Source organism: Kitasatospora sp. NPDC058243 (genome assembly GCF_042882025.1).
Classification (GTDB): Bacteria; Actinomycetota; Actinomycetes; order Streptomycetales; family Streptomycetaceae; genus Kitasatospora.
Map to the genome: position 1 here is coordinate 1 of NZ_JBHVWW010000022.1, position 23965 is coordinate 23965.

Below are 23965 nucleotides of genomic sequence, written 5' to 3' on the forward strand. Positions count from 1 at the left end.
CGAACGTGCTGTGGGCGCTCCTGCGCGACAACCGGATCTTCACCTCCGCCCCACCGGTCGCGCAGGCATCTTGACTTCATCATTGAGACTCCAGGATGATCGCCGCCGTCTGCTGCGCCAGGGCGGGCTTGGCGATGATGGACCGGTGGCTGCTCGCCGGCACGACGTGGAAGTCCGCGGCGACCCGCTCGCTGAGCTTGCGCTGCTGCTCGGTGTTGTTGGCGGCCGAGATGACGACGCGCCGCAGCGGCCCGGCGGCCACGAAGTCCTGGCCGGTGAGGGGCTCGTGCAGGTACTCCTGGCGCGCCGCCAGCAGCACCTGGGGGCTGGAGATCGAGGCCAGGTACGCCCGTTGGATGTCCGGGCGGTATTCGAGTTCCCGCTCGGTGGGGCTCGTCAGCCAGCGGGTGGTGCCCAGGGCCGAGCCGAGCAGCCGTCGCGCGGTGTCCTGGTTGTAGCGCGCCACCCGCCTCTTCGACCCGCGGTCCTCACCGAGGAGGACGGCGTCCGTCCCGTCGACGATGTGCAGGACGGTGGCGCGCTCGCGCACGTACGCGGACTCCGCCGCGACGTTCATGGCGGTGAGGGCGCCGATCGAGTGGCCGCACAGGACGACGTCGCCCTGCGGCGCGAGCTGTTGCAGGAGGAACTCGACCAACTGGGCCGGCCGCAGCCTGCTCTTCGAGCGCCAGTACCCGCTGCGGTGGTAGCGCAGGACCCGGAAGCGCCGGCTGAGCAGCCCGGCCACCCAGTCCCAGGACTCCAGCGGCGCGCCCAGGCCGCTTTCGAGGACCGCGACGGGGGCGGTGGGGCCGAGCTCCCCGCCATCGAGCGCGTACTCGATCGCGAGGCCGTCCGGGCCCTGGATCAGGGAGGTCCCCTTGAGTCCGCCGCGCCGGGTGTACTCCTCCTCCAGGCGGATGTACGAGAGGTAGGCGCTGACCACGGCGGCGGCCCCGAAGGTGGCGACCACCTGGCGTTCGAACCTCATCCCCGGCCCCCGTTCCTGGGGAGGCGGTCCACGGCGTAGAGGACCGCCGCGTGGGCCGAGCTGAATCCCCAGAAGAACCGCGGCAGGCCCATCGTCACGGCGATGCCCAGGTGGAAGAGCTTGACGCCGGCCAGGGCCCTGCGGGCGTCCGCCGGTGCCAGCAGGTAGACGACCGGGAACCCCGTCTCCCAGACGATGGTGAACCACGTCATCGAACTGCACAGCAGCGGGCTCTTCTTCAGCCACTTGGCGACCGCGCTGTCCCCGTACTGCTGGGTCTGCAGGACCTGTTCCAGCGCCTCGCCCGACCGCCAGGTACTGGAGATCGCCTTCGCCGCGCCGGCGGTCACGTAGGCGATGAAGGTCTGGGCGTTGACCGCGCGCAGGAAGAGGTCGTCGGACTTCTCGGCCTCGGGGACCAAGGCGGTGAGCAGGCGGTAGCCGCAGATCAGGGCGGCCATGTGGTCCGCCCCGTCCCTGCCGAACGAGGTGCGGTACTTGCTCAGGCCGCTGGAGGCCAGCATCAGGCCGGCTCCGGTGATCTGCTGCGCCCGGCTCCTGCGGCCGGTCAGGGTCAGCGCGCCGCCGACGACGCCCATGGCCTTGATGGCGACGGCGCCGCCGCGGCTGTCGATCGCCTTGCGGAGAGCGTGCGGGACGACGCTGCGATCGCGTTTCGAACTCAGGCCCTGCAAAAGGCCGTTGGGTCCGTAGGCGGCTGTCCGGGTCAAGGCTTCGAGGCCGCTGATGATCTCGCCCACCGCGGCCGGGGCCAGCGTCCAGTAATGCGCGTCCTCGCGCGATATGGGGTGGGAAGGCTCGTTGACGATCTTAGTGAATGGCATTCACGCGTCCTCGTGCTCCGGTCGAGCGGGGCCGGAAAGGGGAACCGCTCGTCCCCCTTTCCGGCCCGTCTGCTCACATGGGTGGTGTCACCGGTGGGTCAGTTGGTTCAGCAGCCGAGGCAGATCGTGCTGCCCGTCACGACGACCTCGCACACGGCGATGATGGTGGGGGTGGTCATCGCGGGAGCGTTGTGTGCGTTCGCGAAACCCTCCTGCGCCTCCGCGAACGAGGCGTTGACGGCATCGGTCACGAACTCGACACGCGATTCGGTGGCGTTCACTCTTTCTCCTTTTGATGGTGGAGACAGCGGCCAACCCACAGAGGACCGACGTCCGCTGCCGGCCGCTGCCGTTCGACCATATGTCGTTTCGGTAACCACGGGAAGACCCTTGATGTGTTCATGGTGTGCGCAATGCGAATCGGCGGCGGATAATTTCGAAGAAATTGACCAATTCCATTGTAGGTGGACATTCCTCGAATTCTGTGCAATGCCCCTTTTGTTGCGGAGTCCCCGGGTGTTCCTGTATTCGATCATTGATATCGCAGGTCAGGCCTTGATCGAGAATCCGGGCGGGTGGCGGATTCCGCCGAACAGTCAGTATGGCCTCGAATCGCCCCATTTGACTTGACGGCCTCGGGTTCGGGTTCTGGTTCGGCCGGAGGGCGCATGTCGGGCCGCCCGGAGGGTGTATTTGGGTCGGCTTTGCAGGATTGGGACGCCTTGCTATGATCGGCCCAATGTTCAGAAAAGTGTGAAAATGAACTTTTCGATCATCCGAGAGAAGACGGCTCGTCGATTGAAAAACAAAACCGGCAAGGCGGCGGGCGCACCGCTGCTGCAACTCGTCGATGTCACACACGCGTACGGTGACAGCACCGTGCTCGACCGGGTCTCCCTCCGCATCCACCGTGGTGAGTGCGTTTCCCTGGTCGGGGAGAACGGATCCGGCAAGAGCACCCTGCTCCGCGTGGCGGCCGGCCGGGAGAGACCCTCCGCAGGGTCGGTCGTCTTCGACGGGGAAGAGATCCACGAGGATTCCCTGGACGTGCGCAAGCGGGTCGCGTCGGTGATGGATCCCGGTGCGTTCTACCCGGACCTCACCGTGCGGGAGCACCTGCGGCTCGTGGCGCTGTCGCACGGCATGGGCGCCGGAGCCGATGCCGCGGTCGACGGGGCGCTGGAGTCGCACCGCCTCACGGCGCAGTCCGAACAGTTCCCCTCGGCCCTGTCCTCCGGACAGACCCAGGCACTGCTCCTCGCCGCCGCCTTCATCCGGCCGCACGACCTCCTCATCCTCGACGAGCCCGAACAGCGGCTCGACTCCCACGCCCGGACCGCCCTCGCCCGCCTGATCGCGGAGCACCGCGACCGCGGAGCGGCCGTCCTCATGGCCACCCACCACCGGGCCCTGAACGAGGTCGCGGACCAGATCGTCGAAGTCGGCTCGCGTTCGGGGCACTCGGGCCCGTCCGGGGCGGTGCAGGGGGAAGGATGAACGGTTTGAGCGACAGCGTGGCACCCGCGACCGGGACGAGGGCGCGGGTGCCCGACAGGTCGGGGGACTGCACCGCGGACACCCTGCTGTTCCTGCGCGAAGCCCGGAGCGGCACGCGCCAGGAGAAGCGTAGGAGCGCGTGGTTCATCGCCTACACGGTCCTCCTGGTGGGCGGCTGCTGGGGTGTCCCCGCCCTGCTCCAGTGGACGAGTTCGACCCGGGCGGCCGACCGGCCGCCCGTGCAGATCGGGGAACAGGCGTCCGCGACGCTCCTGGCGCTGATCCCGGCGGTGCTGGTCCTCGCCCTGCTGCTCACCGCCCGGGGAGCGATGTGGCGGGGCCCGGTCCTGCTGGACCGGGCCACGACCGGCTTCCTGCTGCCCTCGGCCGTCGACCGGCGAGCCCTGCTCGCACCGGGGCTGCGGTCCTCGGTGGCGCTGGCCTCCGTGGTGAGCGGCGTCGCCGGCGCGGTCGCGGGCTTCCTGCTGCAGGGCCTGGCCCCGCAGTCGTGGATCCTGCTGACCCTCGCGGGCTCCTGGACGGGCGTCTCGGTGGCACTCACCACGAGCGCGGTCGGCGTCCTGGTCGAGCGGCACGACCAGTGGATGTCCCGGTACGGCCGCAGGGTCTTCGCCGCAGGGTGGCTCCTCGCCGCGGTCGCCGCCGTCGGCGTGTGGACGGCATGGACGCAGGGGCGGACGGGCTGGCTGCAGGGCCTCCTGCTCTGGTCGGGCCCGTGGGGGTGGGCGTCCCAACCGCTCCTGTGGGCGCTCGGCCTCGTGGGTGCGGCGGGCGCCGTCGGCACGGTGCTGTCCGTCGGCACCCCGGTGCTCGCCCTCGCCCTCGCCTGGCGGGAACTGCCCGCGATCCCGCAAGCCGCCCTCAGGCTGCGCGCGACGGTCGCCGCCCAGATCAGCACGTCCGTCCTCATGCTCGACCTCCGTCAGGCCCGCTCCGGAGTGCCGCGGCTCAAGGAGCGGCGCAGCACCCCCCGGCTCCGCCTCCCCATGCCGCGGCACCGGCTGCTGCTGGTCCCGTGGCGCGACCTCACCTGCCTGCTGCGCAACCCCCGCCGCCTGGGGTGGGCCGTCGTCTGGAGCGGAATCGCCGTCGGACTGACCGCGGCGGCCCCCTCCTTCACCTCGACCGCACAGCAGATCGTCGTCGTGCTGTCCCTGGTCGCCGAATACCTGGCGGCCGCTCAACTCACCGAGCCGGCACGGCTGGAGAGCGACGACCCGCGGCGCTCCACCAACCTGCCCTGGACGTTCAAGTCGCTCGCCCTCCAGCACTCGGCGGTGCCCGGCGGCCTCCTCCTCGCGCTCACCGGAGCCGGCGCACTGGCGTGCGCGCTCGCCGGCCGGGAGACCGCAGGACTCCTCCCGCTCCTCGCCTCCGTACCCGCACTCACCGCGGCCGCGCTGGTCAGCTCCTACCGGGGCGTCGTGCCCGTGCACCTGACGATCGGCGTCAACACCCCCATGGGCAACACCGGCCCCGGCCAGGTGGCGCTCTGGTACCTGCGCGGCCCGCTGGCGGTCGGCACCCTCCTGTTCCCGCTCGCCCGCTCCGCAGCCCAGGGCCACCCGTACGCCGCGACACAACTCGCCTGGACCCTGGCCGTCACCGCAGCCGCTCTCTGGTGGGTCCGGCGCACCGCCCACCGCCTCCACACCCGATAGCCCCGGCCCCACACCAGGGGCCGGCCGCCGCTGCGGACGCATCGTCGGGCGGTCCCTCCGGAGGCGGGCGCCCGTGACGCCTCATACCTGAGAGCCAGGCCGAGGACGGCTCCGCGGCGGGAGGCCGGCCGGTGGGTCCGCTCCGTAGCGTGGTGACCGAATGCACCCCGGCGTCGCGCGCCCGGCGTGATCCGAAAGAGAGCCCCTAGGAGGTGGTCGGTGCGCGGAGCGCTGCACACCGTGAGGAAGGATCTGTTCACCCCGGCCCCGCAGCCCATGCCGCCCATGAGCGGGCCGGGACTGCTGAGGTGGCTGCCGCACGGCGCGGTCGTCGCGGTGGCGGTCTTCGCGGCCGTCTCCGCTACCGAGGACATCCCGTTGCGGCCGCTCGGGATGCTCCACGCCGCGCTCCTGGTACCGGCGCTGCGCCGGCCGCTGCCGGCCTGGTGGCTGTCGCTGGTGATGCTGCCGGTGTTCTCGTTGTACCCGCCCTTCGCGCCGTACACGGGATGGGCGTGGGCCGTGCAGGCTGGGCTGTCGTTCCTGGTCGCGCTGCGCAACCCGCCGCGGGTGACGGGCGAGACGGTGGCGCTGAGCACCGCGCTGCTGCTGGGACTGCAGCTGGCGGGCGGGTGGATCGGGCCCTGGTACTTCACGGTGATCGTGCTGGTGTTGTTCGCCCTCGTCGTGGCCGCCGCGACCGGGGTGCGCCGGACGAGGGAGGTCCGCGCCCGGCTCGCGGAGCAGGAGCGGGCCCTCGCGCAGGAGCGGGCGCACCGCACCGTCCTGGAGGAACGCGCCCGCATCGCGCGCGAGTTGCACGACGTGGTCGCCCACCACATGTCCGTCATCTCCATCCAGGCCGAGGCCGCCCCGTACCGGGTCGCGGACCCGCCCCGGGAACTGGTCGCGGCGCTGGCCGACATCCGCGCGGGCGCCCTGGAGGGACTGACCGAGCTGCGCCGCCTCCTCGGCGTGCTGCGCTCCGAGGACCGTCCCGGCGGGCGTGCTCCCGAGGCTCCGCAGCCCACCCTGGAAAGGCTCGACGACCTGCTCGCCGGGGTGCGCGCGGCCGGGCTCGACGTGCGGGCGGTGGTCTCCGGGACGCGCCGACCGCTGCCCGAGGGCGTGGAGCTGTCGGCCTACCGCATCGTGCAGGAGGCGCTCAGCAACACGCTGCGCCACGCCCCGGGCGCCGCGGCCCGCGTCGAGCTGACGTACACCGACGCCGCCCTGCGGCTGCGGATCCGCAACGGGCCCGGCACCGCGGCCGCCGAGCCCTCGCCGGGAGCCGGGCACGGCCTCCTGGGCATGCGCGAACGTGCCGTGATGCTCGGCGGGGAGTTCTCCGCCGGCACCACCCCCGACGGTGGCTACGAGGTCACCGCGCTGCTGCCGGTGCCCGCCGCCCCAGCCGTCCGGACAGACAGGGAACAGACCGCATGACGATCCGAGTGATGATCGCCGACGACCAGGCGATGGTTCGCGAGGCCTTCTCGGTGCTCCTCGGCGCCCAGCCCGGCATCGAGGTGATCGCGACCGCCGTGGACGGCCTGGACGCGGTGGCCAAGGCCGAGGAGCTCCGCCCCGACGTGATCGTGATGGACATCCGGATGCCCGGACTGAACGGCATCGAGGCCACCCGCCGGATCACCGGGCAGGCCGGCCTGTCGACCAGGATCCTCGTCCTGACCACCTTCGACCTCGACGAGTATGTGTACGAGGCGCTGCGGGCCGGCGCCGGCGGGTTCCTCCTCAAGGACGCCTCCGGGGTCCAACTGGCCGAGGCGGTACGCGTCGTGGCCGCCGGGGACGCGCTGCTGTCGCCCGGACTCACCAAGCGGCTCATCACGGAGTTCGCCCGGCTGGGCGGCTCGGCGAAACCGCCCGCCCAGGTGCGGATCGACGTCCTCACCAACCGCGAGACCGAGGTGCTCACGCTGGTCGCCCGGGGCCTGTCCAACGCGGAGATCGCCGCCGAACTCGTCGTCGCCGAGCAGACCGTCAAGACGCACATGGGCAGCATCCTGCAGAAGCTGCAGCTGCGGGACCGCACCCAGGCCGCAGTCCTCGCCTACGAGACGGGACTGGTCGTTCCCGGCCGCACCGATCTGTGATCCCGCGGTAGTGCGGCGGCACTGGCGCGGACGTCTCCCCCCGACCCCCTACCTGAGAGCTGCTCCGGAGAATGGCTCCGCGGTGTGAGGCCCGTGCGGGTGCCGGATTCCTAGCGTTCTTGTACGAGCCGGTCCTCGCCGCCCCCGTGTGGGTTCCGAGGACCTCGCGGCTCCCGACAAGTTCCGCGGGCGGCGGCGACCGCCCCGCGCACCATCGCAGGAGTGCAGCCATGACCACACCCCGAAGCTCCGCCGCCTCGCCCGCCCGGCCCGTCCGGATCCTGCGGGCCGTCTCCGCCGTCCTGGCGTCGTTCCTCGCGTTCCTGACCGTCGCCATCGTGCTCGGCGCGTACGTCCCCTCGATACCCAAGGCGGGCGTGATCGGGCCGGTCCTGGGCGGGCAGTACCCGTTCCACACGGCCCTGCTGGCCCTCGTCGCCGCCGGCCTCGCCGCGCTGGCCTGGCGGGCCGGCCTGGTGCGCTGGGGACGCGTGGTCACCGGCGTCTCGACGCTGTGCACCGTGGGCGCGCTGGTCATCGGAGGCATCCAGTTCCAGGCCGCCAGGGAGGCCGGCGTCGACATCTCGCTGGGCCAGGTGTTCACCGAACTCTCCTACCCCGCGGCGAAGCCGGACGCGACCGAGACGTTCGCGAGCCCCGAGGGCGAGCCCCTGCGGGTGGACGCGTACCTGCCCGCGAAGGCCCCGGGCAAGCGGACCCCGGCTGTCGTGCTCGCCCACGCCGGCGGCTTCCACACCTTCGACAAGAACGACCTGCGCGGCACCGGCCGCTGGCTCGCCGACCACGGCGTCGCCGTCTTCGCCGTCGACTACCGCCTGGCCGGTCCCGACCGTCCCACCTGGGGCAAGGCCCCGCAAGACCTCGTCTCCGCCATGGGCTGGGTGCAGCGCAACGCCGACGTGTACGGCGTCGACGGCGCACGGATCTCGCTCGGCGGCATGTCGGCGGGCGGCACCCTGGCGATGAACACCGCCTACCGCCTCCAGAACGGCACCATCAAGGCCGCCGAGGGCGCCACCCCTGCGCCCCCGGCCTCCGTGATCGGCTTCTACCCCGGCACCGACGTCGCGCAGATGTGGGAGGACGACGTGGCCGGGACCCGCGAGGCGGCGCAGATGTACACCGGCGGCACCCCGCAGCAGTACCCGGACCGCTACCGCGAGGTGTCCCCGACCTCCGACGTCCGTCCCGGCCTGCCCCGCACCCTGCTCGTCGTCGGGGACCGCGACCGCAGCGCCCGCCCCGAGACCGTCACCGGCCTCGGCGACGCGCTGAGGAAGCAGGGCGTCGACGTGGAGGTGAAGGAACTGCCCTTCGCCGACCACGCGTTCGACGACGCGTACGGCAGCCTCACCTCCCAGACGAGCCGGCAGATCCTGCTCGACTTCCTCCTCGCGGACGCACGCTGACCCCGGGTCCCGGCCGGCCGTCGAGGCGGACAGGCAGCGCGACACGGCTGCGGGAGACTCGCTAGTAGTGCGTGCTGTGGTTCCACCAGGTCTGGGTGCTATCGGTACCGCTTTCCCCCGCAGGGGCGGACTCCGCCACGGGGGTGGGCGTCGACACCGGGCCGGCTGGGCCTGTCCGCCCTGGTCGAAGGGCAAGTCCGCCGGCCGGTGGGTCACGCGGTTGGTCACGTGACTGCTGCACCGTGACCGGAAAAGCAAAAAACCCCTGATAATCAGGGGTCTTAGCTGGTGTCCGAGGGGGGACTTGAACCCCCACGCCCGATAAAGGGCACTAGCACCTCAAGCTAGCGCGTCTGCCATTCCGCCACCCGGACCGGGTGTTGTCTTTGCGGCTTTCGTTCTCTCGTCGGCCGCGCTGACAGATGTAACTGTAGCAAAGATCGGCTTGGGGTCCCAAAACGGTTCGGGGCGGGGGTGCGGGGGTGGTGGCGGGGGCAAGGGGGAGTGTGTGGCGGGGGCGTGACCAGGGGGTTTCGGGGGCGCGCAGGGGGTGGATCCGGGTCGGGGGCTGGGAGAGGATGGGCGTACGTGCTCGTACGCCCGGGTGCAGGTCCTGGGGGTGGCGCGCTGGTGCGTCGGTGCGGGCCAAAGACGAGGAGTGACCGTGAGCGAGCGGAGCGAGTCGGCGGGGCCGAGGGCGACGGCTGAGTCGGAGGTCGCCGGGATCTGTCGCGATCTGATCCGGATCGACACCAGCAACTACGGGGACGGCTCCGGCCCGGGGGAGCGCAAGGCGGCGGAGTACGTCGCCGAGCAGCTCGCCGAGTTCGGGGTGGAGCCGCAGATCTTCGAGTCGGCCAAGGGGCGGGCCTCGACGGTGGTGCGGATCGAGGGCGAGGACCGTTCCCGCCCGGGCCTGCTGATCCACGGCCACACCGACGTGGTGCCGGCCAACGCCGCGGACTGGACGTACGACCCGTTCGGGGGCGAGATCGCGGACGGCTGCGTGTGGGGGCGCGGCGCGGTCGACATGAAGGACATGGACGCGATGACCCTCGCGGTGGTCCGCGACCGGCTGCGCACCGGCCGCAAGCCCCCGCGCGACCTGGTGCTGGCGTTCGTCGCGGACGAGGAGGCCGGCGGCACGTACGGGGCGCGGTTCCTGGTGGACAAGCACCCGGAGCTGTTCGAGGGCGTGACCGAGGGCATCGGCGAGGTCGGCGGCTTCTCCTTCACGGTCAACGACCAGGTGCGGCTGTACCTGGTGGAGACGGCCGAGAAGGGCATGCACTGGATGCGCCTGACGGTCGAGGGCCGCGCCGGGCACGGCTCGATGGAGAACGACGACAACGCGATCACCGAGCTGTGCGAGGCGGTCGCCCGGCTCGGCCGGCACAAGTTCCCGCTGCGGATCACCAAGACCGTACGGGCGTTCCTGAACGAGCTGTCGGACGCTCTCGGGGTCGAGCTCGACCCGGAGAACATGGACGAGACCCTGCGGGTGCTCGGCGGCATCGCCAAGATGATCGGCACCACGCTGCGCAACACCGCCCAGCCGACCATGCTCGGCGCCGGGTACAAGGTGAACGTGATCCCCGGCCAGGCCACCGCACACGTGGACGGGCGCTTCCTGCCCGGCTACGAGGAGGAGTTCCTGGCGGAGCTGGACAGCGTGCTGGGCCCGCGCGTGAAGCGGGAGAGCCTGCACTCGGACAAGGCGATCGAGACCACCTTCGACGGCGCGCTGGTGGAGGCGATGCAGACGGCGCTGCGGGCGGAGGACCCGATCGCCCGCGCGGTGCCGTACTGCCTGTCGGGCGGGACGGACGCCAAGTCGTTCCAGGACCTCGGGATCCGCTGCTTCGGCTTCGCGCCGCTGCAGCTGCCGCCGGAGCTGGACTTCGCCGGGATGTTCCACGGTGTGGACGAGCGGGTGCCGGTGGACGGGCTGAAGTTCGGCGTCCGGGTGCTGGACCGGTTCCTCGACGCCTGCTGAGCGTTGCCTGCCGAGCGTTGCCTGTCGAGCGGCTTGGGCTGAGCTCCTTGGGCTGAGCACCTTGGGCGGACGGCCCGTTCCCGGAGTGCCGGGGGCGGGCCGTCCGCATTGTCCGAGCTAATGATTTGGGACAGGGCGAAGGAGATCAACAGAAACGATCCTGCAAGGAAATGCGGATCGAGCGTGCGTGCGAGACGTCACCGTTGCGAGTGAATGGCAAATCTGTTCCGTACCCCGTTTGCCACACCCTCGTTCATCCCTGTGCAACCCGCCGAACGGGTTGCGTTGTCCATACAGGAGGAATGATGAAGGTCAAGAAGATCGCCGCTGTTGCCGCCGCCACCGGTGGCCTGGTGATCGCCGCCGCCGGTGTCGCGTCCGCTCACGGCGGTGCCGCCGCCGAGGGTGTGGCCGCCGGCTCCCCGGGTGTCGTCGCCGGCAACCAGGTGCAGATCCCGGTGCACGTCCCGGTCAACCTGTGCGGCAACACCGTCAGCGTGATCGGTGTGCTGAACCCGGCGTTCGGCAACCACTGCGCCAACTTCTGAGTCACGCTCCGAGCTGCTGAGGCTCGTTGAGCCGACTCATTCGACCCCCGGGTGGCGGACGCGCCGCCCGGGGGTCGCTTGCATGCGGGGTGCGAGTGCGGGGTGCGGAGAGGTGAACAAGGGGGCAATCGCTCGATCGGGTGAAGCTGGTTCGTTCGGCTCAACCTGCCCGCCGTCCTCTCGTTAACTCCTGTGCAGTCGAAGACCTTGCCGGATATCCGGATATACGGAAATTCCGACTTTCGGAAGGTATTTACGTCAAGGTCGTCACGTCGTTCTCGATACGTCAGGGGAAAAGATGAGGAATGTAGCCAAGAAGGGGATCCTCACGGTCGTGGCCACCGGCAGTGTCCTGGCCTCGACCGCCGGCTACGCCTACGCGGGTGCCGAGGCCCAGGGAGGTGCCGCCGGCTCGGCGGGCGTCGCCTCCGGGAACTCGGTGCAGGTGCCGGTCGAGGTGCCGATCAACGCCTGCGGCAACACCGTCGACGTGATCGGCGTGCTGAACCCGTCCTACGGCAACCGCTGCGCCAACGTCAGCGGCCACCCCGAGGCCGCGAAGCCGGGCGGCTCCCACGTGGGCTCCGGCTCCCACACCGGCTCCGGTTCCCACGCAGGCTCCGGGGCCAACGGCGGCACCGGCCGGGGCTCCTCCGCCTCGGGTGCGTCCGCCTCCGGCGTCGCCGCCAACTCGCCCGGCGTGGTCTCCGGCAACAGCATCCAGGCCCCCGTGCACGTCCCGGTCAACGCCTGCGGCAACTCCGTTGACGTGGTCGGCGTCGGGAACCCCGCCTTCGGCAACGACTGCGCCAACGTCGCGCAGCCCGCCCCGGCGCCGAAGCCGGCCGACGACTGCCCCGAGAAGCACAGCCCGTCCATCCCGCCGCAGGCCGGCGGCGAGGTCCCGGGCAACCCGCGCAACGGCGGCCCGTCCACGACCCCCGAGGCCGGCGCACACTCGGCCCCCGCCGTCGCGCCGGTCGCGAGCGGCCAGGTCGCCCCGGTCGCGGCCCGCGCCGCCGCCCCGGCCGTCGCCTCCTCGCCGAGCGGCGCCGTCGGCAGCCAGCTGGCCTCCACCGGCGCCGGTGACGTCGAACTGCTCGGCGCCGCCGGCCTCGCCCTGCTGCTCGGTGGCGGCGTGCTCTACCGCCGCGCCCGCGCCGGTGCCCGCTGAGCGGCCGCTAGGCCACACCCCGCGGCGCCGCACCCCAGCGGCGCTGCCGGAGCACGACGCCGGAGCGTGACGCGCCCGCGGCCGCCTGGAGGTACGGGCGGCCGCGGGCAAGCGGAGGCCCGGCGTGAAAGCCCGTACGAAGGCCTGACGGTGACGTGAAGCCCCGGCCCGAAAGCCCGGCGTGAAATCCCCACCGCGACGGGCGCGTTCCCGGGCCCGGAGCTCCCCGACCCGGCCGCCTCCCGCCCGGGCGCCCCGCCTGTCCACCCCCGCCGCGGCGGGTGGGCTCAGACGCGCTCGCCCGTCACCAGCTCCGGACCTGCCGGATGATCCGCCGCTTCAGCCGGACCGTCCGGCTCCCGTCGGGGAACAGCCGCAGCCGGTCGAGCTCCCAGTGCCCGTACTCGGCGTGCTCGGTGAGCAGTTGGCGTGCCGCGTTGCGCGTGGTGCCGCGCGGCATGCGCAGCGACTGGTACTCGTACTCCGGTTGCCGGACCGGCTTCGGTGGGGTCAAAACGCTCCTCCTGAGAATCACCTGCACGCAAGCCTACGACCTGCCTCGGACAGTCGGCCCGGGTATTTCCGGACGTCCTCCCGGACGTCCGTCCGACCCGGCAGGACGCCCCGGCAGGACGCCCCGGACCGGCCGGGGCGCGCCAGCTCGCCTGACAGTGCATCAGTTCCGTTGTTCCTCCGGACGGGATACCCCGATCCCGGCGCGCGAAGCGGCACCCGATCGGCCCCGCGCGGCCCGGCTGCACGCCCTTCGCGCCGGGCATGCGCGGGGACAGAACCACGCGGATCGGACATCAGGGGGGAAGTTGCGGTGAAATCGCGGGTGTAGGTGACAACCGCTGTGCGTACCGACACCGCGGGGAGATAGCGTCTGCACCATGTCTGATGCCGCGCAGCCAACCATTGCCGAGGTACGCGCCGCCGCCGAGGCGGTCAAGGCCGCCATCGACCGTCATCTGGAAGCGGTGTCAAGCCCCAGCGCAGCGGATGATCCCGCTGTGTCCGCCGCCTACGAGCAGCTCGCGACGGCGGCCATCGCCTACGACCAGATCCTCTACGAGGTCTACGACGAGGTCACCCCCTTCGAGATCCCCGGGGACGAGGGTCCGGGCGGCTACCACGGCCCCGAACAGCCGGAGGCGATCAGCGTGCTGATCCGCCGCGACTACCACGTCGCCGACCCCAAGCGGCTGCGCGCCCAGGCCGAGCGGCTCGACGAGTCGCTGACCCCCGGCGGGGGCGGCACCAGCGGGGTGAACGCCGCGATCGGCGTGCTGTTCGGCGAGTACGAGCCGGACGAGATCGCCGCCCGCAGCGAGGAGTTCGGCCTGGAGGAGGCGGACTCGACGCTCTGGGTCGCGGCGGCGGAGCCGACCGAGCCGGGGGAGTGGCTGCCGGAACCCTTCGAGCACGCCGACCCGCAGATGCTGATCTGCCGGTTCGACGTGAGCGAGGTCTACGACGACGAGGACCCCGACGACTGAACCGTTCGTCGTGCAGACACCCGGAGGGCGGGCCCCACCTGTAGGGGGCCCGCCCTCCGCGCGTTCCGCCAACCGCCGGACAGGGCTAGTACGCCGAGGCGGCGTTCTCGGCGAGGATCGCCCGCAGCCGGGTGGTGCGCGGCTGCGCCGGGCGCTCGGTGACGGCCTGGGCGAGCGCCGGGCCCGCCGCGTGCACCACGGACAGGTGCCGCTCGCCGCGGCCGAAGGCGGTGTAGACCCACTGCCGGGTGAGCGCCGGGCCGGCGTCCTCCGGGAGCACCACGACCGCGCCCGGCCAGCGGCGGCCGAGTGCCTGGTGGACGGTCAGCGCCCAGCCGTGCCGCAGCCGGCCGGCCTGGGCGGGCGGGACGGTCCGGCGCGAGCCGTCCGCGTACGCCAGGTGCAGGCCGGTGGCGTCGCCGTCCAGCACCCGGGCCGGGCGGGTGACGCCGGGGGCCGGGGAGTCGACCACCCGGTCGCCCGGGTCGAAGCCGCCGAACCGGCCGGGCCCCGGGTTGAGCCGGGCCTTCGCGGCGGCGTTCAGCGCCCGGGTGCCCGCCGGGCCGCCGTGGCCGGGGGTGAGCAGCACCACCTGCTCGGCGGGGATGCCGAGGGCGCGGGGGATGGAGTCGGTGAGCAGCTGGAGGGCGCGGTGGACGGCTTCGCCGCCGTCCTTCGCGGTCAGGATGACCACCTCCTTGTCCGGCGCCTCGACGGGCTGGAGCTCGCCGATGCCGACGCCGGAGACCAGCTCGCCGATCGGGCCGAAGTCCGGGGTGCGGGAGGCGACCGCCGGGCAGACCCTGGCGGCCAGCAGGTCGGCGAAGAACCGGCCGGGGCCGGCCGACCAGAGCTGGCCGGGGTCGCCGCTGAGCACCAGCCGGGTGCCGTCGGCGAGCGACTCCAGGACGGTGGCGGCCAGTTCGACGTCCAGCAGCGGGGCGTCGAGGACGACCAGGACGTCCAGGGCGAGCGTGCCGTCAGCGGCGCGGCCCGGCCCGGCGGCGCCGGAGAGCAGGTCGGCCAGGGTGATCACGGCGGCCGGGGTGTCGGTGAGCGCGGCGAAGGACTCCCGGCCCTGGTCGGTCCAGGTGGCGGCCCAGACCCGCAGCCCGAGGCCGCCGGCAGCGGCCAGCAGCGCGGCGGGTTCGGCGCGGGCGGCCTCGCCGCCGGTGTGCAGCACCAGGGCGCTGTCGGCGACGGCCTGGATCAGGGCGGTCGCGGAGGAGGACGGCGCGGCCTCGCCGGCAGCCGCCCACGCGGTCGGGCCGGGCGCGGCGGGGGCCTGCGGAGATTCCTCCGCCGTGGCCTCTGCTGTGGCCTCCACCGTGTCCTCCGTGGGGGCCGCGCCCGAGCCGGAGGCCGCCTCGGAGCCGGAGGCCGGCGAGGAGTCGGCCGCGGACTCGGCGTCCTCCGCCGTGTCCTCCTCCTCCGGATCCTCCTCCGCCGCCGCGTCCTCGTCGCCCGGCTCAGGGTCCTCGCCCGGCACGAAGGTCGACATCAGCCGGACCAGCCCGTCCGCGAGGCTCTCCTCGGCCAGCGCGAGCCGCTCCAGGGCGAGCAGCGTCCGGGTCGGCGGCTCCTCGTCCTCGTCGCCGCCCGCCGCGTGCGCCTCGGGGCCGGTCAGCTCCTCCTGGAACGGCATCGCGCGCCCGTCCAGGACGGCGGCCTGGATCGCCGCGGCCGAGTCCGGCAGCCCGTGGCGGTCGAGCCCGGCCGCGATCTCGGCGACCTCGACGGCGGAGTGGCCGCGCAGCGCCGCCTGCTCCAGCAGCCACGGCACCAGCGCCTGGGCGCGGCGCGGGTCACCGGGGCCGGCGGCGGGGCCGAGCAGGCCGCGGGCGAAGCCGTCCGCGTGCTCGGGGCGGACGCCGGGCAGGGACAGTACGGCCCACGGGTCGGAGCGCAGCTGTTCGGCGGCGCCGTCGCCGAACTCGGCCACCGCGGCGGCCGCGAGATCGGCCGGGGCGCCCCCGGCGGTCAGTACCTCGGCGGTGTCCTTGAGCGCCTGCGCGCGCTGCTGGTCGGGCTGCGCGGAAGCCGGGGACGGGGTCGGGGCCTTGGCGCCCTGGCCGTCCTTGACGTCCTTGGCGTGCTCGGGAGCCGCGGCGCGGCCCTCGCCCTCCGGCGGTGCGGCCTGCGGGCCGATGCTGCGGATCCGCTGCGCCAGCTCGGCGATCGCCGCCGCCTTCTCCGCCGGGCTCGCCGACTGTGCCGGGCTCGCCGTCTCCGCGGGGCTCGCCTTCTCCGTCGGGCTCACCGAGACTGCCGAGGTCTCCTCCGGAGCGCCGTTCTCCGTGTCACTCATCGTCCGCTCCAAGGGTCACTCCACTGCGTGTTCAGCTGAACGAGGGGGGCTACAGCTCGCTCCACCCCTGGTCCGGGTAGCGGTGCACCGGCGACGAGATGTCGTCCAGCGCACCACGGATCTCACCCGGTAGCGTAAGCGCCTCCACTGACAGCGCCGCCTGCAGCTGTGCCACCGTACGGGCCCCGACCAGCGCGCTCGCCACTCCGGGTCGGTCCCGGACCCAGGCGAGGGCGACCGCGAGCGGGCTGCTGGCGAGGCCGTCGGCGGCCGTGGCGACGGCGTCGACGATCCGCCGCGAGCGCTCCCCGAGGTACGGCTGGACGAACCCGGACAGGTACGGCGAGGCGCCGCGCGAGTCCTGCGGGACGCCGTGCCGGTACTTGCCGGTGAGCACCCCGCGCCCGAGCGGCGAGGAGGCGAGCAGCCCGACCCCGGCGTCCGCCGCGGCGGGCAGCGCCTCGCGCTCGATGCCGCGCTGGAGCAGCGAGTACTCCAGCTGGGCCCCGGCCAGCGGGGTCCGCCCGTGGTGGACGCGCTGCCAGGTGGCGGCCTTGGCGAGCTGCCAGCCGCTGAAGTCGCAGACCCCGACGTACCGGGCGCGTCCGGAGGAGACGGCGATGTCGAGGGCGCTGAGCGTCTCCTCGACGGGCGTCATGGGGTCGAAGGAGTGCACCTGCCACAGGTCGACGTAGTCGGTGCCGAGTCGGCGCAGCGAGGCGTCGAGGGCGGCGAGGAGGTGGCCGCGGGAGCCGTCGAAGCGGCGGGCGGACTCCGGCACGCTGCCGGCCTTGGTGGCGATGACGAGTTCGGAGCGGGGGACGAGGTTGTCGGTGAGCCGGGAGATCAGGTATTCGGCGCCGCCGTCGGCGTACACGTCGGCGGTGTCGAGCAGGGTTCCGCCGGCGTCGACGAACTCCTTGAGCTGCTCGGCGGCCTCGTGTTCGTCGGTGTCGCGGCCCCAGGTCATGGTGCCGAGGCCGAGCCGGGAGACCTGGAGACCGGTACGGCCGAGGTGACGCTTTTCCATCGGACGGGTCCTCCACTGGCCGGTGGCACCGGGCGCCCCGGTAGCCCTGAGAACGCGCAGGTGGGGAGAGCGCTCCCCACGTCGGCTGAGCGTAGCGGCCGGTGTCCGGGCAGGGGTGGCGACCCGCAGAACGATCACCTGGCCCGGTCGGCGGCGGGTGTGACCCAGACCACCACTACCGGTCAGTAGCATGACCGGCGAGTGCGCGGCTACCCTCGCCACCAACCCTCACCGACTGGAAGGTTCGGCACATGCGACTCGGAATCAACCTCGGCTACTGGGGTCTCGGCATGGACGCCGACAACATCGCCGTGGCCCAGGAGGCGGACCGGCTCGGCTACTCGGTGTGCTGGGCGGCCGAGGCGTACGGCTCGGACGCCGCGACGGTGCTGAGCTTCGTCGCCGCGAAGACCGAGCGGATCGACGTCGGTTCGGCCATCTTCCAGATCCCCGCCCGCACCCCGGCGATGACCGCGATGACCGCGGCGACCCTGGACACCCTGTCCGGCGGCCGCTTCCGGCTCGGCCTCGGCGTCTCCGGCCCGCAGGTCTCCGAGGGCTGGTACGGGGTGAAGTTCGACAAGCCGCTCGCCCGCACCCGCGAGTACGTGGAGATCATCCGCAAGGCGATGTCCCGCGAGCGGCTGGTCCACGAGGGCGCGCACTGGACGCTGCCGCTGCCCGGCGGCCCCGGCAAGCCGATCAAGCTCACCGTGCACCCGGTGCGCGAGCACATCCCGCTGTACATCGCCGCGATCGGCCCGAAGAACCTGGAGCAGACCGGCGAGATCGCCGACGGCTGGCTCGGCATCTTCTTCTCGCCCGAGCACGCCGCGCTCTCCCTCGACCCGCTGAAGGCCGGCCGCGCCAAGGCGGGGCAGAGCCTGGACGGCTTCGACCTGTGCCCGACCGTCACCATCGCGGTCGGCGAGGACATCAAGGCCGGCGTCGACTCCCAGCGCTCCTACGCCGCGCTGTACATCGGCGGCATGGGCAGCAAGGAGAAGAACTTCTACAACCAGCTCGCCCGGCGGATGGGCTACGAGCAGGCCGCCGACGAGATCCAGGAGAAGTACCTGGCCAAGGACTACGCGGGCGCCGCGGCCGCCGTCCCGCACGACCTGATCGACGCCACCTCGCTGATCGGCGACACCGCCCGGATCGCCGACCGGATGCAGGCCTACGCCGACGAGGGCGTCACCACGCTCACCCTGGCCCCGTCCGGCTTCACCCTGGACGAGCGGATCCAGGCGCTGCGCACCGGAGTCGAGGCCCTGGAACTGGCCGGGCTCGCCTAGCAGCGGGCATCCCTGGGGGCCCGGGTTCGCCCGTTCAGCGGCGCGAGCCGCCCCGGCCCCTGGGGAACACATGCCCACTATGACCAGCACCAATGACGCGCCCGTGACGCCGTACGACGGCTGCGGGCGCTGTCTGCTCGGCGTTCGCCGACTCTCCCGCGTGCAGGCGGCTACCAGCTCACCGGCACGGCAGCGGGACGCGATCCTCGACTCGGCCGAGCGAGCCGGAGGGCACGTCATCGGGTGGGCGGACGACTGGGAGGTGTCCGGCGCGTCCGACCCGCTCACGCGTCCGAAGCTGGGGCCGTGGCTCAAGGCCCAGCGCGGGCCCTATGACGGACTTGCGGCGTCCGCCGTGGATCGCCTCGGGCGTGACGTCCTGGAGGGGCTGCGGCTCGCCAGGGAGACCAACGCGGGCCGTCTCCTCCTCACCGCTGATCACCCCGGCTTCTGGGACCTGGACGACCCGAGCCAGGAGATCGAGTTCAACGCGAAGCTGTTCGGCGCGCAGATCGAGCACCGGAACATCCGGACACGGAACCGGGACCCGCGCGGTACAGGCCCGTTCGGCGGGGGAGGTCGCGGGGCGGCCCGCGCCATCGCCTTCACGGTCACCCCGCCCGCCAAGGCGTGACCGGCACGGCCCGGAGCCCAATGTCAGATCTGACATTGGGCTCCGGGTGCTCATGTCCAAGTGGACATGAGCACTGCCCCCGTCCTGCCGCCCAGATCGGAGAGTCCATGCCCACGCCCGCCGAGGTCATCCCGGGCGGTGTCGCCCATCCCGGCACCCCCGCGCCCGCCGACCCCGCGCCGACCTCCGCTGCCGAGGCTGACCCCTCCGGCCGGCCGGAGCCCGAGCCCGACCCGCGAGACGCACGAATCGCCGACCTGGAAGCCGAGTTGGCCCACGTCCGCGAGGAGCACAGCGGCGCGTCCGTCGAGGTCGACGAGCTACGCGGCCAGGCCGCCGAGGACGCCCGCCGGGCCGAGACGGACCAGGTCATCGCCGGATACGCGCTGCCGCCGTTCGCCGCCGACGCCGCCCGCACCGCCGCCCCCTTCGTGGACCTGGACGCGCTGTGCCGCAACCTGGCCGAGGCCGTCATCCCGCGCCCGCTGTTCGGCTCCGGCGGGCTCGACCCGGCCCCCCGGCCAAGCCGGACCATCAGGCCATCGCTGAGAGGCTGATCCGCCGGGCGTGGTGACCGGGCCCAGACCCCTGCACCTCGGAATTTTCCGAGGACGCCCCCACGCCAGAACTGCGGAGAATTCCGCAGTTGCCCTGTGCCTCATGTCAGTTCTGACATGAGTCACAGGGCGTGCCTCAAACCTAGCGACGAACTCCGGGCGGGCCGCTCCAGCGCCGCCCGCAGCCTCGCCGCCCACCGCTGGGGCAACCGCATCTGACCGCCCCAGCACACCAGCCCCGGCCGCCCAACGAACTGGGCAGCCGGGGCCTTTCGTGCGTTCTGGGTCGCTCCAGCATGATCCTTAGTCCAACACGGGAATATTTCCGTCCTGTCATAGACATGTGCCGAAGGGCTCTCTAGCGTCATTCCTGGGCGGTCCAGGCAGGGCCGCAGTTCCAGGGGGTTGAGATGGACGACAGGTCGGGTCTCACGCGGCTGACCAACACGGGCAACGGCAGCGGCTCGGGGGAGTGCAACCAGAACGACTGCCCCAACGTGTACCGCACCGAGCGAGGGACCTTCGTGGTTCAGGGGGATGTGTCCAACGCCTTCATGCCGCCCAACGGCGAAGGGCTCGTGGAGATCCCCGAGAGCGTGCTTCGGGAGGCCGTCCGTGCGCTTGGATGGTGATGCTTGGCAGGCCAGGTTCCGGGATTTCAAGACGGAGGCATGGCGCCTGGAAACTCTTCCGGCCTACAACGTGCCGCAGGAGATCGAGGAGCTGCGAGCGTTCCGGGCGGGCGAGCGAATCGACCCGCGTGCGCACTCCAACGATTACACGGACGACCTCAAGCGGGTGCGTCGAGAAGGGAAGTCCAAGGGGCGCGTTCGCATTGTCACGCGACCGCTCTCCGAGTACCTGCGCTACGAGTTCATGTACTATCTGCCGCATGCCTGGGCGGGGGAAGAAATTCGGATCATGGACGTCACGGATCGCCCTAACCCGCTGGCCGGCGTTTCGGACTACTGGATGTTCGACAAAAGGGAGGTGGTGCTGATGAACTACCTGCCCGACGGAACGCAGATCGACCGCACCGTGTTCGAGGGCGACATGAGCCCCTTCGTCGAGTATCAGCGGATTGCAATCGCTGAATCGGTGCCTTTTGAGGAGTACGTGAAGGGCATTGGCGCTTGATCCACAAGAGCTAGGTCAATCGAATTCGGACCTGGCAGCAATCCTTCAAGAGCTTCGCAAGCGAGCTGGACTCTCCGGGGTCCAGCTCGCTCGGCGTGTCAACATGTCGCAGTCCAAAATTTCCAAGATCGAGACCGGCAAGGTCACGCCGTCGCTGGTTGACGTCGAACTGATCCTGCGGGCGTTGGACGCGCCGCCCGATCTCATCGCCCACGTCACGGCGCTTGCCCGCATCGCCAACACGGAGTGGCAGGATGCGAGGGCCCTGCGCAGGAAGGGGCTCGAAAAGAAGCAAGTCGAGTTGGCGACGCTTGAACGTACCACCGGCGAGTTTCGATACTTTCTGCCAACCATGATCACCGGTCTTCTTGCGACTCCTGAGTACATCCGGGCCAGTCTCGCCCCGTTCCCCGGCGATCACTCGAAGGCTATTGCCAAAAAACTTGAACGGCAGGCCGTCCTCTACGAGCCGGCTAAGCGCTTCGACTTCATTCTGACTGAACAGGCTTGCCGCTGGCCTCTTGTTCCCGCGCAGGCCATGGCGATGCAGATTGACCGGTTGGTCTCTGTGTCCCGGTTGCCCAATGTACGCCTCGGGATTATCCCGATGGCTGGTCACATGCCGTGGGCGCCATTGAACGTATTCACCGTCTACGACGAGGCCCTAGCAACTGTCGAGGTCTCCACGGGCGCGCTTGTGTTCCGTGACCCCCGAGACATTCAGGAGTACCTGGACGAGTTCCGGACCTTCGAGGGCTATTCGCTGTGGGGTGAGGATGCTCGGGTCAAACTGGCGGAGTGGGCCGACCACTATCGAGGGACATCTCAAGATCTTTAGTCGATAGCGGGAATATCGTTGAGTCCCTATCTGGAATTCCCCTAGCCTGGCATCTCATTCCACGAAGCCGAGCGAAAAGGAGCCAGGTGTGTCCGTTGCCGTGAGGTCCGCCGGTTCGCACCGGAGTAGGGAGAAGGCCAGTCCGCAGACGATGGCCGCGTTGAGGGAGCAGTACCGGGCGGCGAACCCGACCGGTCGTGCGCTGACCTACCCGCTCGACCCGGAGTGCCCGTGCCCGAGGTGCACGGAGTTGAGGTTGGGCCGCAATGCCGCCGCTTGAACTGGTGGCGGCGCCCGGAGAGCCGAAGCCGGGCATGGTCATGCGCTATGAGGTGGTGGCGGCGGCGGGCTCCCATGTCCTGCGGGATGTGCTCCTGGGCGAGTTCTGCACCCTCCCGGACCTCTCCGGCAAGCCCGTGTTGCTCGCCTTCCCCGACGCCTACCACGCGCGTCTGTGGCTGATGACGGCCGACACCCGTAAGCAGTACGCGGTGAACGCCACCCGCATCCGCGCCGAGCAGGGCAAGAAGCCGTTGCAGGAGCACGCCGGATGGCTGCGGTTCGACCTCTATGCCCCCGCGCCGGCCGACCCGTCCAACGCCTCGGGCGGGGCCGATCCGGTGGCTGCCGAGGTGGCCGGACGGGCAACCCTGCATTCGGATCGCCTGTGGTACCGGCACCAGCACTGACGCACCCCAATTGGTCTGATCATCACGGGATTTGATGTCGGTGGGGTGGGGTGCGGGATCGTGGGCCGACCGCGCGAGCGGCGCGCGGTGGCCCGACCAATGAAGGGGCGAACCCATGAAGAAGATCGCTGCGAAGCTCTGGCGGATCATCCGGGGCCCGATGCAGTGGCGCGTTCTGTGGCTGTGGCACTCGAAGTTCATGGTCGGGGTCACGGGCATCGTTCGCGACGACGAAGGCCGGGTGTTGCTCCTCAAGCACCGGATGTGGCCGGAGGGTCGGCAGTGGGGGCTACCGACCGGCTACGCGAACAAGGGCGAGAGCTTCGAAGAGACGATCATCCGTGAGGTCAAGGAGGAGACCGGACTCACGGTGAAGGTGTGCGAGCTGGCGCACCTGAAGAGCGGATACAAGCTGCGCGTCGAAGTCGCCTACGAGGCGCTGTACGTCAGCGGACGGATCAAGGTCGCTTCGTTCGAGATCTTGGAGGCCCGATGGTTCTCACCGGACAAGCTCCCCGAGGGAGTGCAGGAGTCGCACCGACAGCTGATCAGCCGTCAGCGCTTCTGACCCTCGGTCGCTCGCTCACCCCCTCGTGTCTGGGGCCGAACGAGCACCTGGCCGGAGACGTGACCGAGCGCGCCGAGTTGGCGCACCTGCTGGCCTCGCGCCGGGCGACGGCGGCGCTGGACCAGGCGCACCCGCACGTGACGTTCTCGCTGCTCCACTGGGTGCTGGACACCTGGGCGGACGAGTCGGCGCGGGAGGTGTTCCGGCAGGGGGCGGCGCTCCTGGCCGACCGCTACCGGGAGTTGGGGTTGAACCAGCTCCTGCCGATCGATCGGGTGTGGGTCGGGGTGCGCTCGACGCAGCCCGACGCGTTCGGCGGGTTCCATCACCCGAACCAGGGCTACCGGCACGAGCAGATGGCCTCCGTGATCACGAGGTACGGGCGGCTGAGCGACCCCCGGCTGACCTCGCCCGAACTGGTGGCGCTGGACCTGCTCCGGTCCTACGCGCATGACTGCCTCCACTGGGGGTCGTTCCGGGAGTACCGGTTCCAGGACGGGCACGTGGTCCGGAGCCGGTACGGGATCAACCGGCGTGACCCGCAGGGGCGCACCTACTCGGCGCGGGACCAGGAGGACGCCGTCTCGACTCGGAACCTCGGGATCGTGATGGAGGGGGCGACCGATCGGGAGGCCCGGACGATCGCCGCCACGGTGGCCGATCGGCTCGACCTGGCCGAGCGGATCGCACTGCCCGATCGGCTGGCCTTCCGTGACACCACTGGCCGCCTGGAGCCGTCCGACTTCGACCAGGCGGAGCCCGGCATCGCGACCCGCTTCCACCTGGCGATGGCCGGATACGAACACGGGGTCGGGGCGCGGTATCAGCGCTTCCTGACCGAGATGGGCGGGACCGATGCTGGCGCGCTGCACGGCCTGATAGTGGCCGCGACGATCGGCGGGGACCTGTCCGGCCTGACCGGGTGGCTCGACCAGCGGCACGGTTCCCGGGCGTTCCCGCGCACCTTCCGCTCATCGGCCTACACCGGGCCGGACCCCGGCCAGTAGCCGCCCGTCCGTGCGCCGTTCCCCCGTGGCGCACGGGCGGGCGCACGGTTGGGCACGGCCGGAGTCCGGCCGCAACGAGGGCGCTATCCTTCCAGGTGATAAACGAATCCGGCCCCGTCC

24 protein-coding genes and 1 tRNA gene are annotated in these 23965 nt (G+C 71.4%); 18 read left to right on the forward strand and 7 right to left on the reverse strand.

Features of this window, described 5'->3' with window-relative positions:
• Positions 1-79: 79 nt before the first annotated feature.
• The 3 genes from ACFVX9_RS16815 to ACFVX9_RS16825 form a co-directional block, all read right to left on the reverse strand.
• Positions 80-991, reverse strand: coding sequence for an alpha/beta fold hydrolase (locus ACFVX9_RS16815; RefSeq protein ID WP_380377689.1), 912 nt, complete (start codon positions 989-991; stop codon positions 80-82).
• Positions 988-1836, reverse strand: a complete 849-nt coding sequence (locus tag ACFVX9_RS16820; RefSeq protein WP_387982251.1) for a hypothetical protein — start codon at positions 1834-1836, stop codon at positions 988-990. Before ACFVX9_RS16820 ends, ACFVX9_RS16815 begins: the two co-directional genes overlap by 4 nt.
• A gap of 107 nt (positions 1837-1943) precedes the next feature.
• Positions 1944-2117, reverse strand: coding sequence for a cypemycin family RiPP (locus ACFVX9_RS16825; RefSeq protein WP_387982252.1), 174 nt, complete (start codon positions 2115-2117; stop codon positions 1944-1946).
• A 517-nt stretch (positions 2118-2634) separates the two neighbouring features.
• On the opposite strand from ACFVX9_RS16825, the gene ACFVX9_RS16830 reads away from it, so the two are divergent.
• From ACFVX9_RS16830 to ACFVX9_RS16850, 5 genes are all read left to right on the forward strand, one after another.
• Positions 2635-3333, forward strand: coding sequence for an ATP-binding cassette domain-containing protein (locus ACFVX9_RS16830; RefSeq protein WP_063346939.1), 699 nt, complete (start codon positions 2635-2637; stop codon positions 3331-3333).
• Between the two features lie 5 nt (positions 3334-3338).
• Positions 3339-5015, forward strand: a complete 1677-nt coding sequence (locus tag ACFVX9_RS16835) for a DUF6297 family protein (protein ID WP_387982254.1) — start codon at positions 3339-3341, stop codon at positions 5013-5015.
• 285 nt (positions 5016-5300) lie between these two features.
• Positions 5301-6461: a sensor histidine kinase gene (locus ACFVX9_RS16840; protein ID WP_387982256.1), complete on the forward strand. Its 1161-nt coding sequence runs from the start codon at positions 5301-5303 to the stop codon at positions 6459-6461.
• Entirely contained in the window at positions 6458-7132 is a 675-nt protein-coding gene (locus ACFVX9_RS16845; RefSeq protein WP_363377203.1) for a response regulator transcription factor, read from the forward strand. The genes ACFVX9_RS16840 and ACFVX9_RS16845 overlap by 4 nt, the downstream gene beginning before the upstream one ends.
• Positions 7133-7362: 230 nt before the next feature.
• Positions 7363-8562, forward strand: coding sequence for an alpha/beta hydrolase (locus ACFVX9_RS16850; RefSeq protein ID WP_387982257.1), 1200 nt, complete (start codon positions 7363-7365; stop codon positions 8560-8562).
• Between the two features lie 286 nt (positions 8563-8848).
• Here the strand turns inward: ACFVX9_RS16850 and ACFVX9_RS16855 are convergent.
• A tRNA-Leu gene (locus ACFVX9_RS16855) sits at positions 8849-8936 on the reverse strand.
• A 290-nt stretch (positions 8937-9226) separates the two neighbouring features.
• On the opposite strand from ACFVX9_RS16855, the gene ACFVX9_RS16860 reads away from it, so the two are divergent.
• The 3 genes from ACFVX9_RS16860 (at position 9227) to ACFVX9_RS16870 (ending at position 12280) form a co-directional block, all read left to right on the forward strand.
• Positions 9227-10558, forward strand: coding sequence for a M20/M25/M40 family metallo-hydrolase (locus ACFVX9_RS16860; protein ID WP_063346934.1), 1332 nt, complete (start codon positions 9227-9229; stop codon positions 10556-10558).
• Between the two features lie 305 nt (positions 10559-10863).
• On the forward strand, positions 10864-11106 hold the full coding sequence (locus ACFVX9_RS16865; RefSeq protein ID WP_063346933.1) for a chaplin: 243 nt from the start codon (positions 10864-10866) through the stop codon (positions 11104-11106).
• 334 nt (positions 11107-11440) lie between these two features.
• On the forward strand, positions 11441-12280 hold the full coding sequence (locus ACFVX9_RS16870) for a chaplin (protein ID WP_387982259.1): 840 nt from the start codon (positions 11441-11443) through the stop codon (positions 12278-12280).
• 304 nt (positions 12281-12584) lie between these two features.
• On the opposite strand, the gene ACFVX9_RS16875 is transcribed toward ACFVX9_RS16870, so the two are convergent.
• Positions 12585-12794 (reverse strand): DUF5703 family protein, encoded by a 210-nt coding sequence (locus tag ACFVX9_RS16875; RefSeq protein ID WP_033350848.1) that lies wholly within the window; start codon positions 12792-12794, stop codon positions 12585-12587.
• A gap of 379 nt (positions 12795-13173) precedes the next feature.
• Between ACFVX9_RS16875 and ACFVX9_RS16880 the strand changes: the two genes are divergently transcribed.
• Positions 13174-13779 (forward strand): hypothetical protein, encoded by a 606-nt coding sequence (locus ACFVX9_RS16880; RefSeq protein ID WP_063346931.1) that lies wholly within the window; start codon positions 13174-13176, stop codon positions 13777-13779.
• Positions 13780-13864: 85 nt separating this feature from the next.
• On the opposite strand, the gene ACFVX9_RS16885 is transcribed toward ACFVX9_RS16880, so the two are convergent.
• Together ACFVX9_RS16885 and ACFVX9_RS16890 are read right to left on the reverse strand one after the other, a co-directional pair.
• Positions 13865-16087: a helix-hairpin-helix domain-containing protein gene (locus ACFVX9_RS16885; protein WP_387982260.1), complete on the reverse strand. Its 2223-nt coding sequence runs from the start codon at positions 16085-16087 to the stop codon at positions 13865-13867.
• 49 nt (positions 16088-16136) lie between these two features.
• Positions 16137-17117 (reverse strand): aldo/keto reductase, encoded by a 981-nt coding sequence (locus tag ACFVX9_RS16890; RefSeq protein ID WP_380482167.1) that lies wholly within the window; start codon positions 17115-17117, stop codon positions 16137-16139.
• A gap of 251 nt (positions 17118-17368) precedes the next feature.
• Between ACFVX9_RS16890 and ACFVX9_RS16895 the strand changes: the two genes are divergently transcribed.
• From ACFVX9_RS16895 to ACFVX9_RS16935, 9 genes are all read left to right on the forward strand, one after another.
• Positions 17369-18415 carry an LLM class F420-dependent oxidoreductase gene (locus ACFVX9_RS16895; RefSeq protein ID WP_387982261.1) on the forward strand — a complete coding sequence of 349 codons (1047 nt, stop codon included), beginning with the start codon at positions 17369-17371 and terminating at the stop codon, positions 18413-18415.
• A gap of 79 nt (positions 18416-18494) precedes the next feature.
• Positions 18495-19049, forward strand: a complete 555-nt coding sequence (locus ACFVX9_RS16900; protein ID WP_380482169.1) for a recombinase family protein — start codon at positions 18495-18497, stop codon at positions 19047-19049.
• Positions 19050-19156: 107 nt separating this feature from the next.
• On the forward strand, positions 19157-19606 hold the full coding sequence (locus tag ACFVX9_RS16905) for a hypothetical protein (protein WP_380482171.1): 450 nt from the start codon (positions 19157-19159) through the stop codon (positions 19604-19606).
• A 410-nt stretch (positions 19607-20016) separates the two neighbouring features.
• Entirely contained in the window at positions 20017-20238 is a 222-nt protein-coding gene (locus ACFVX9_RS16910) for a hypothetical protein (protein ID WP_380377667.1), read from the forward strand.
• Positions 20222-20743 (forward strand): DUF6879 family protein, encoded by a 522-nt coding sequence (locus ACFVX9_RS16915; RefSeq protein WP_380377666.1) that lies wholly within the window; start codon positions 20222-20224, stop codon positions 20741-20743. Before ACFVX9_RS16910 ends, ACFVX9_RS16915 begins: the two co-directional genes overlap by 17 nt.
• Positions 20733-21581: a Scr1 family TA system antitoxin-like transcriptional regulator gene (locus tag ACFVX9_RS16920; protein ID WP_380482173.1), complete on the forward strand. Its 849-nt coding sequence runs from the start codon at positions 20733-20735 to the stop codon at positions 21579-21581. The genes ACFVX9_RS16915 and ACFVX9_RS16920 overlap by 11 nt, the downstream gene beginning before the upstream one ends.
• A 266-nt stretch (positions 21582-21847) precedes the next feature.
• Complete coding sequence (locus tag ACFVX9_RS16925) at positions 21848-22270, forward strand: hypothetical protein (protein WP_387982263.1); 423 nt, start codon at positions 21848-21850, stop codon at positions 22268-22270.
• A gap of 115 nt (positions 22271-22385) precedes the next feature.
• Positions 22386-22838: an NUDIX domain-containing protein gene (locus ACFVX9_RS16930; protein WP_380377660.1), complete on the forward strand. Its 453-nt coding sequence runs from the start codon at positions 22386-22388 to the stop codon at positions 22836-22838.
• 59 nt (positions 22839-22897) lie between these two features.
• Complete coding sequence (locus ACFVX9_RS16935; RefSeq protein WP_387982265.1) at positions 22898-23845, forward strand: hypothetical protein; 948 nt, start codon at positions 22898-22900, stop codon at positions 23843-23845.
• Positions 23846-23965 lie beyond the last annotated feature (120 nt).

Bases quoted from the DNA above. Each gene is read 5' to 3' on its own strand.
- ACFVX9_RS16815 (WP_380377689.1), bottom strand. From the start codon at position 991: ATGAGGTTCGAACGCCAGGTGGTCGCCACCTTCGGGGCCGCCGCCGTG.
- ACFVX9_RS16885 (WP_387982260.1), bottom strand. From the start codon at position 16,087: ATGAGTGACACGGAGAACGGCGCTCCGGAGGAGACCTCGGCAGTCTCG.
- ACFVX9_RS16900 (WP_380482169.1), top strand. From the start codon at position 18,495: ATGACCAGCACCAATGACGCGCCCGTGACGCCGTACGACGGCTGCGGG.
- ACFVX9_RS16850 (WP_387982257.1), top strand. From the start codon at position 7,363: ATGACCACACCCCGAAGCTCCGCCGCCTCGCCCGCCCGGCCCGTCCGG.
- ACFVX9_RS16865 (WP_063346933.1), top strand. From the start codon at position 10,864: ATGAAGGTCAAGAAGATCGCCGCTGTTGCCGCCGCCACCGGTGGCCTG.
- ACFVX9_RS16840 (WP_387982256.1), top strand. From the start codon at position 5,301: ATGAGCGGGCCGGGACTGCTGAGGTGGCTGCCGCACGGCGCGGTCGTC.
- ACFVX9_RS16895 (WP_387982261.1), top strand. From the start codon at position 17,369: ATGCGACTCGGAATCAACCTCGGCTACTGGGGTCTCGGCATGGACGCC.
- ACFVX9_RS16845 (WP_363377203.1), top strand. From the start codon at position 6,458: ATGACGATCCGAGTGATGATCGCCGACGACCAGGCGATGGTTCGCGAG.
- ACFVX9_RS16880 (WP_063346931.1), top strand. From the start codon at position 13,174: ATGTCTGATGCCGCGCAGCCAACCATTGCCGAGGTACGCGCCGCCGCC.
- ACFVX9_RS16930 (WP_380377660.1), top strand. From the start codon at position 22,386: ATGAAGAAGATCGCTGCGAAGCTCTGGCGGATCATCCGGGGCCCGATG.
- ACFVX9_RS16925 (WP_387982263.1), top strand. From the start codon at position 21,848: ATGCCGCCGCTTGAACTGGTGGCGGCGCCCGGAGAGCCGAAGCCGGGC.
- ACFVX9_RS16905 (WP_380482171.1), top strand. From the start codon at position 19,157: ATGCCCACGCCCGCCGAGGTCATCCCGGGCGGTGTCGCCCATCCCGGC.
- ACFVX9_RS16890 (WP_380482167.1), bottom strand. From the start codon at position 17,117: ATGGAAAAGCGTCACCTCGGCCGTACCGGTCTCCAGGTCTCCCGGCTC.
- ACFVX9_RS16910 (WP_380377667.1), top strand. From the start codon at position 20,017: ATGGACGACAGGTCGGGTCTCACGCGGCTGACCAACACGGGCAACGGC.
- ACFVX9_RS16820 (WP_387982251.1), bottom strand. From the start codon at position 1,836: ATGCCATTCACTAAGATCGTCAACGAGCCTTCCCACCCCATATCGCGC.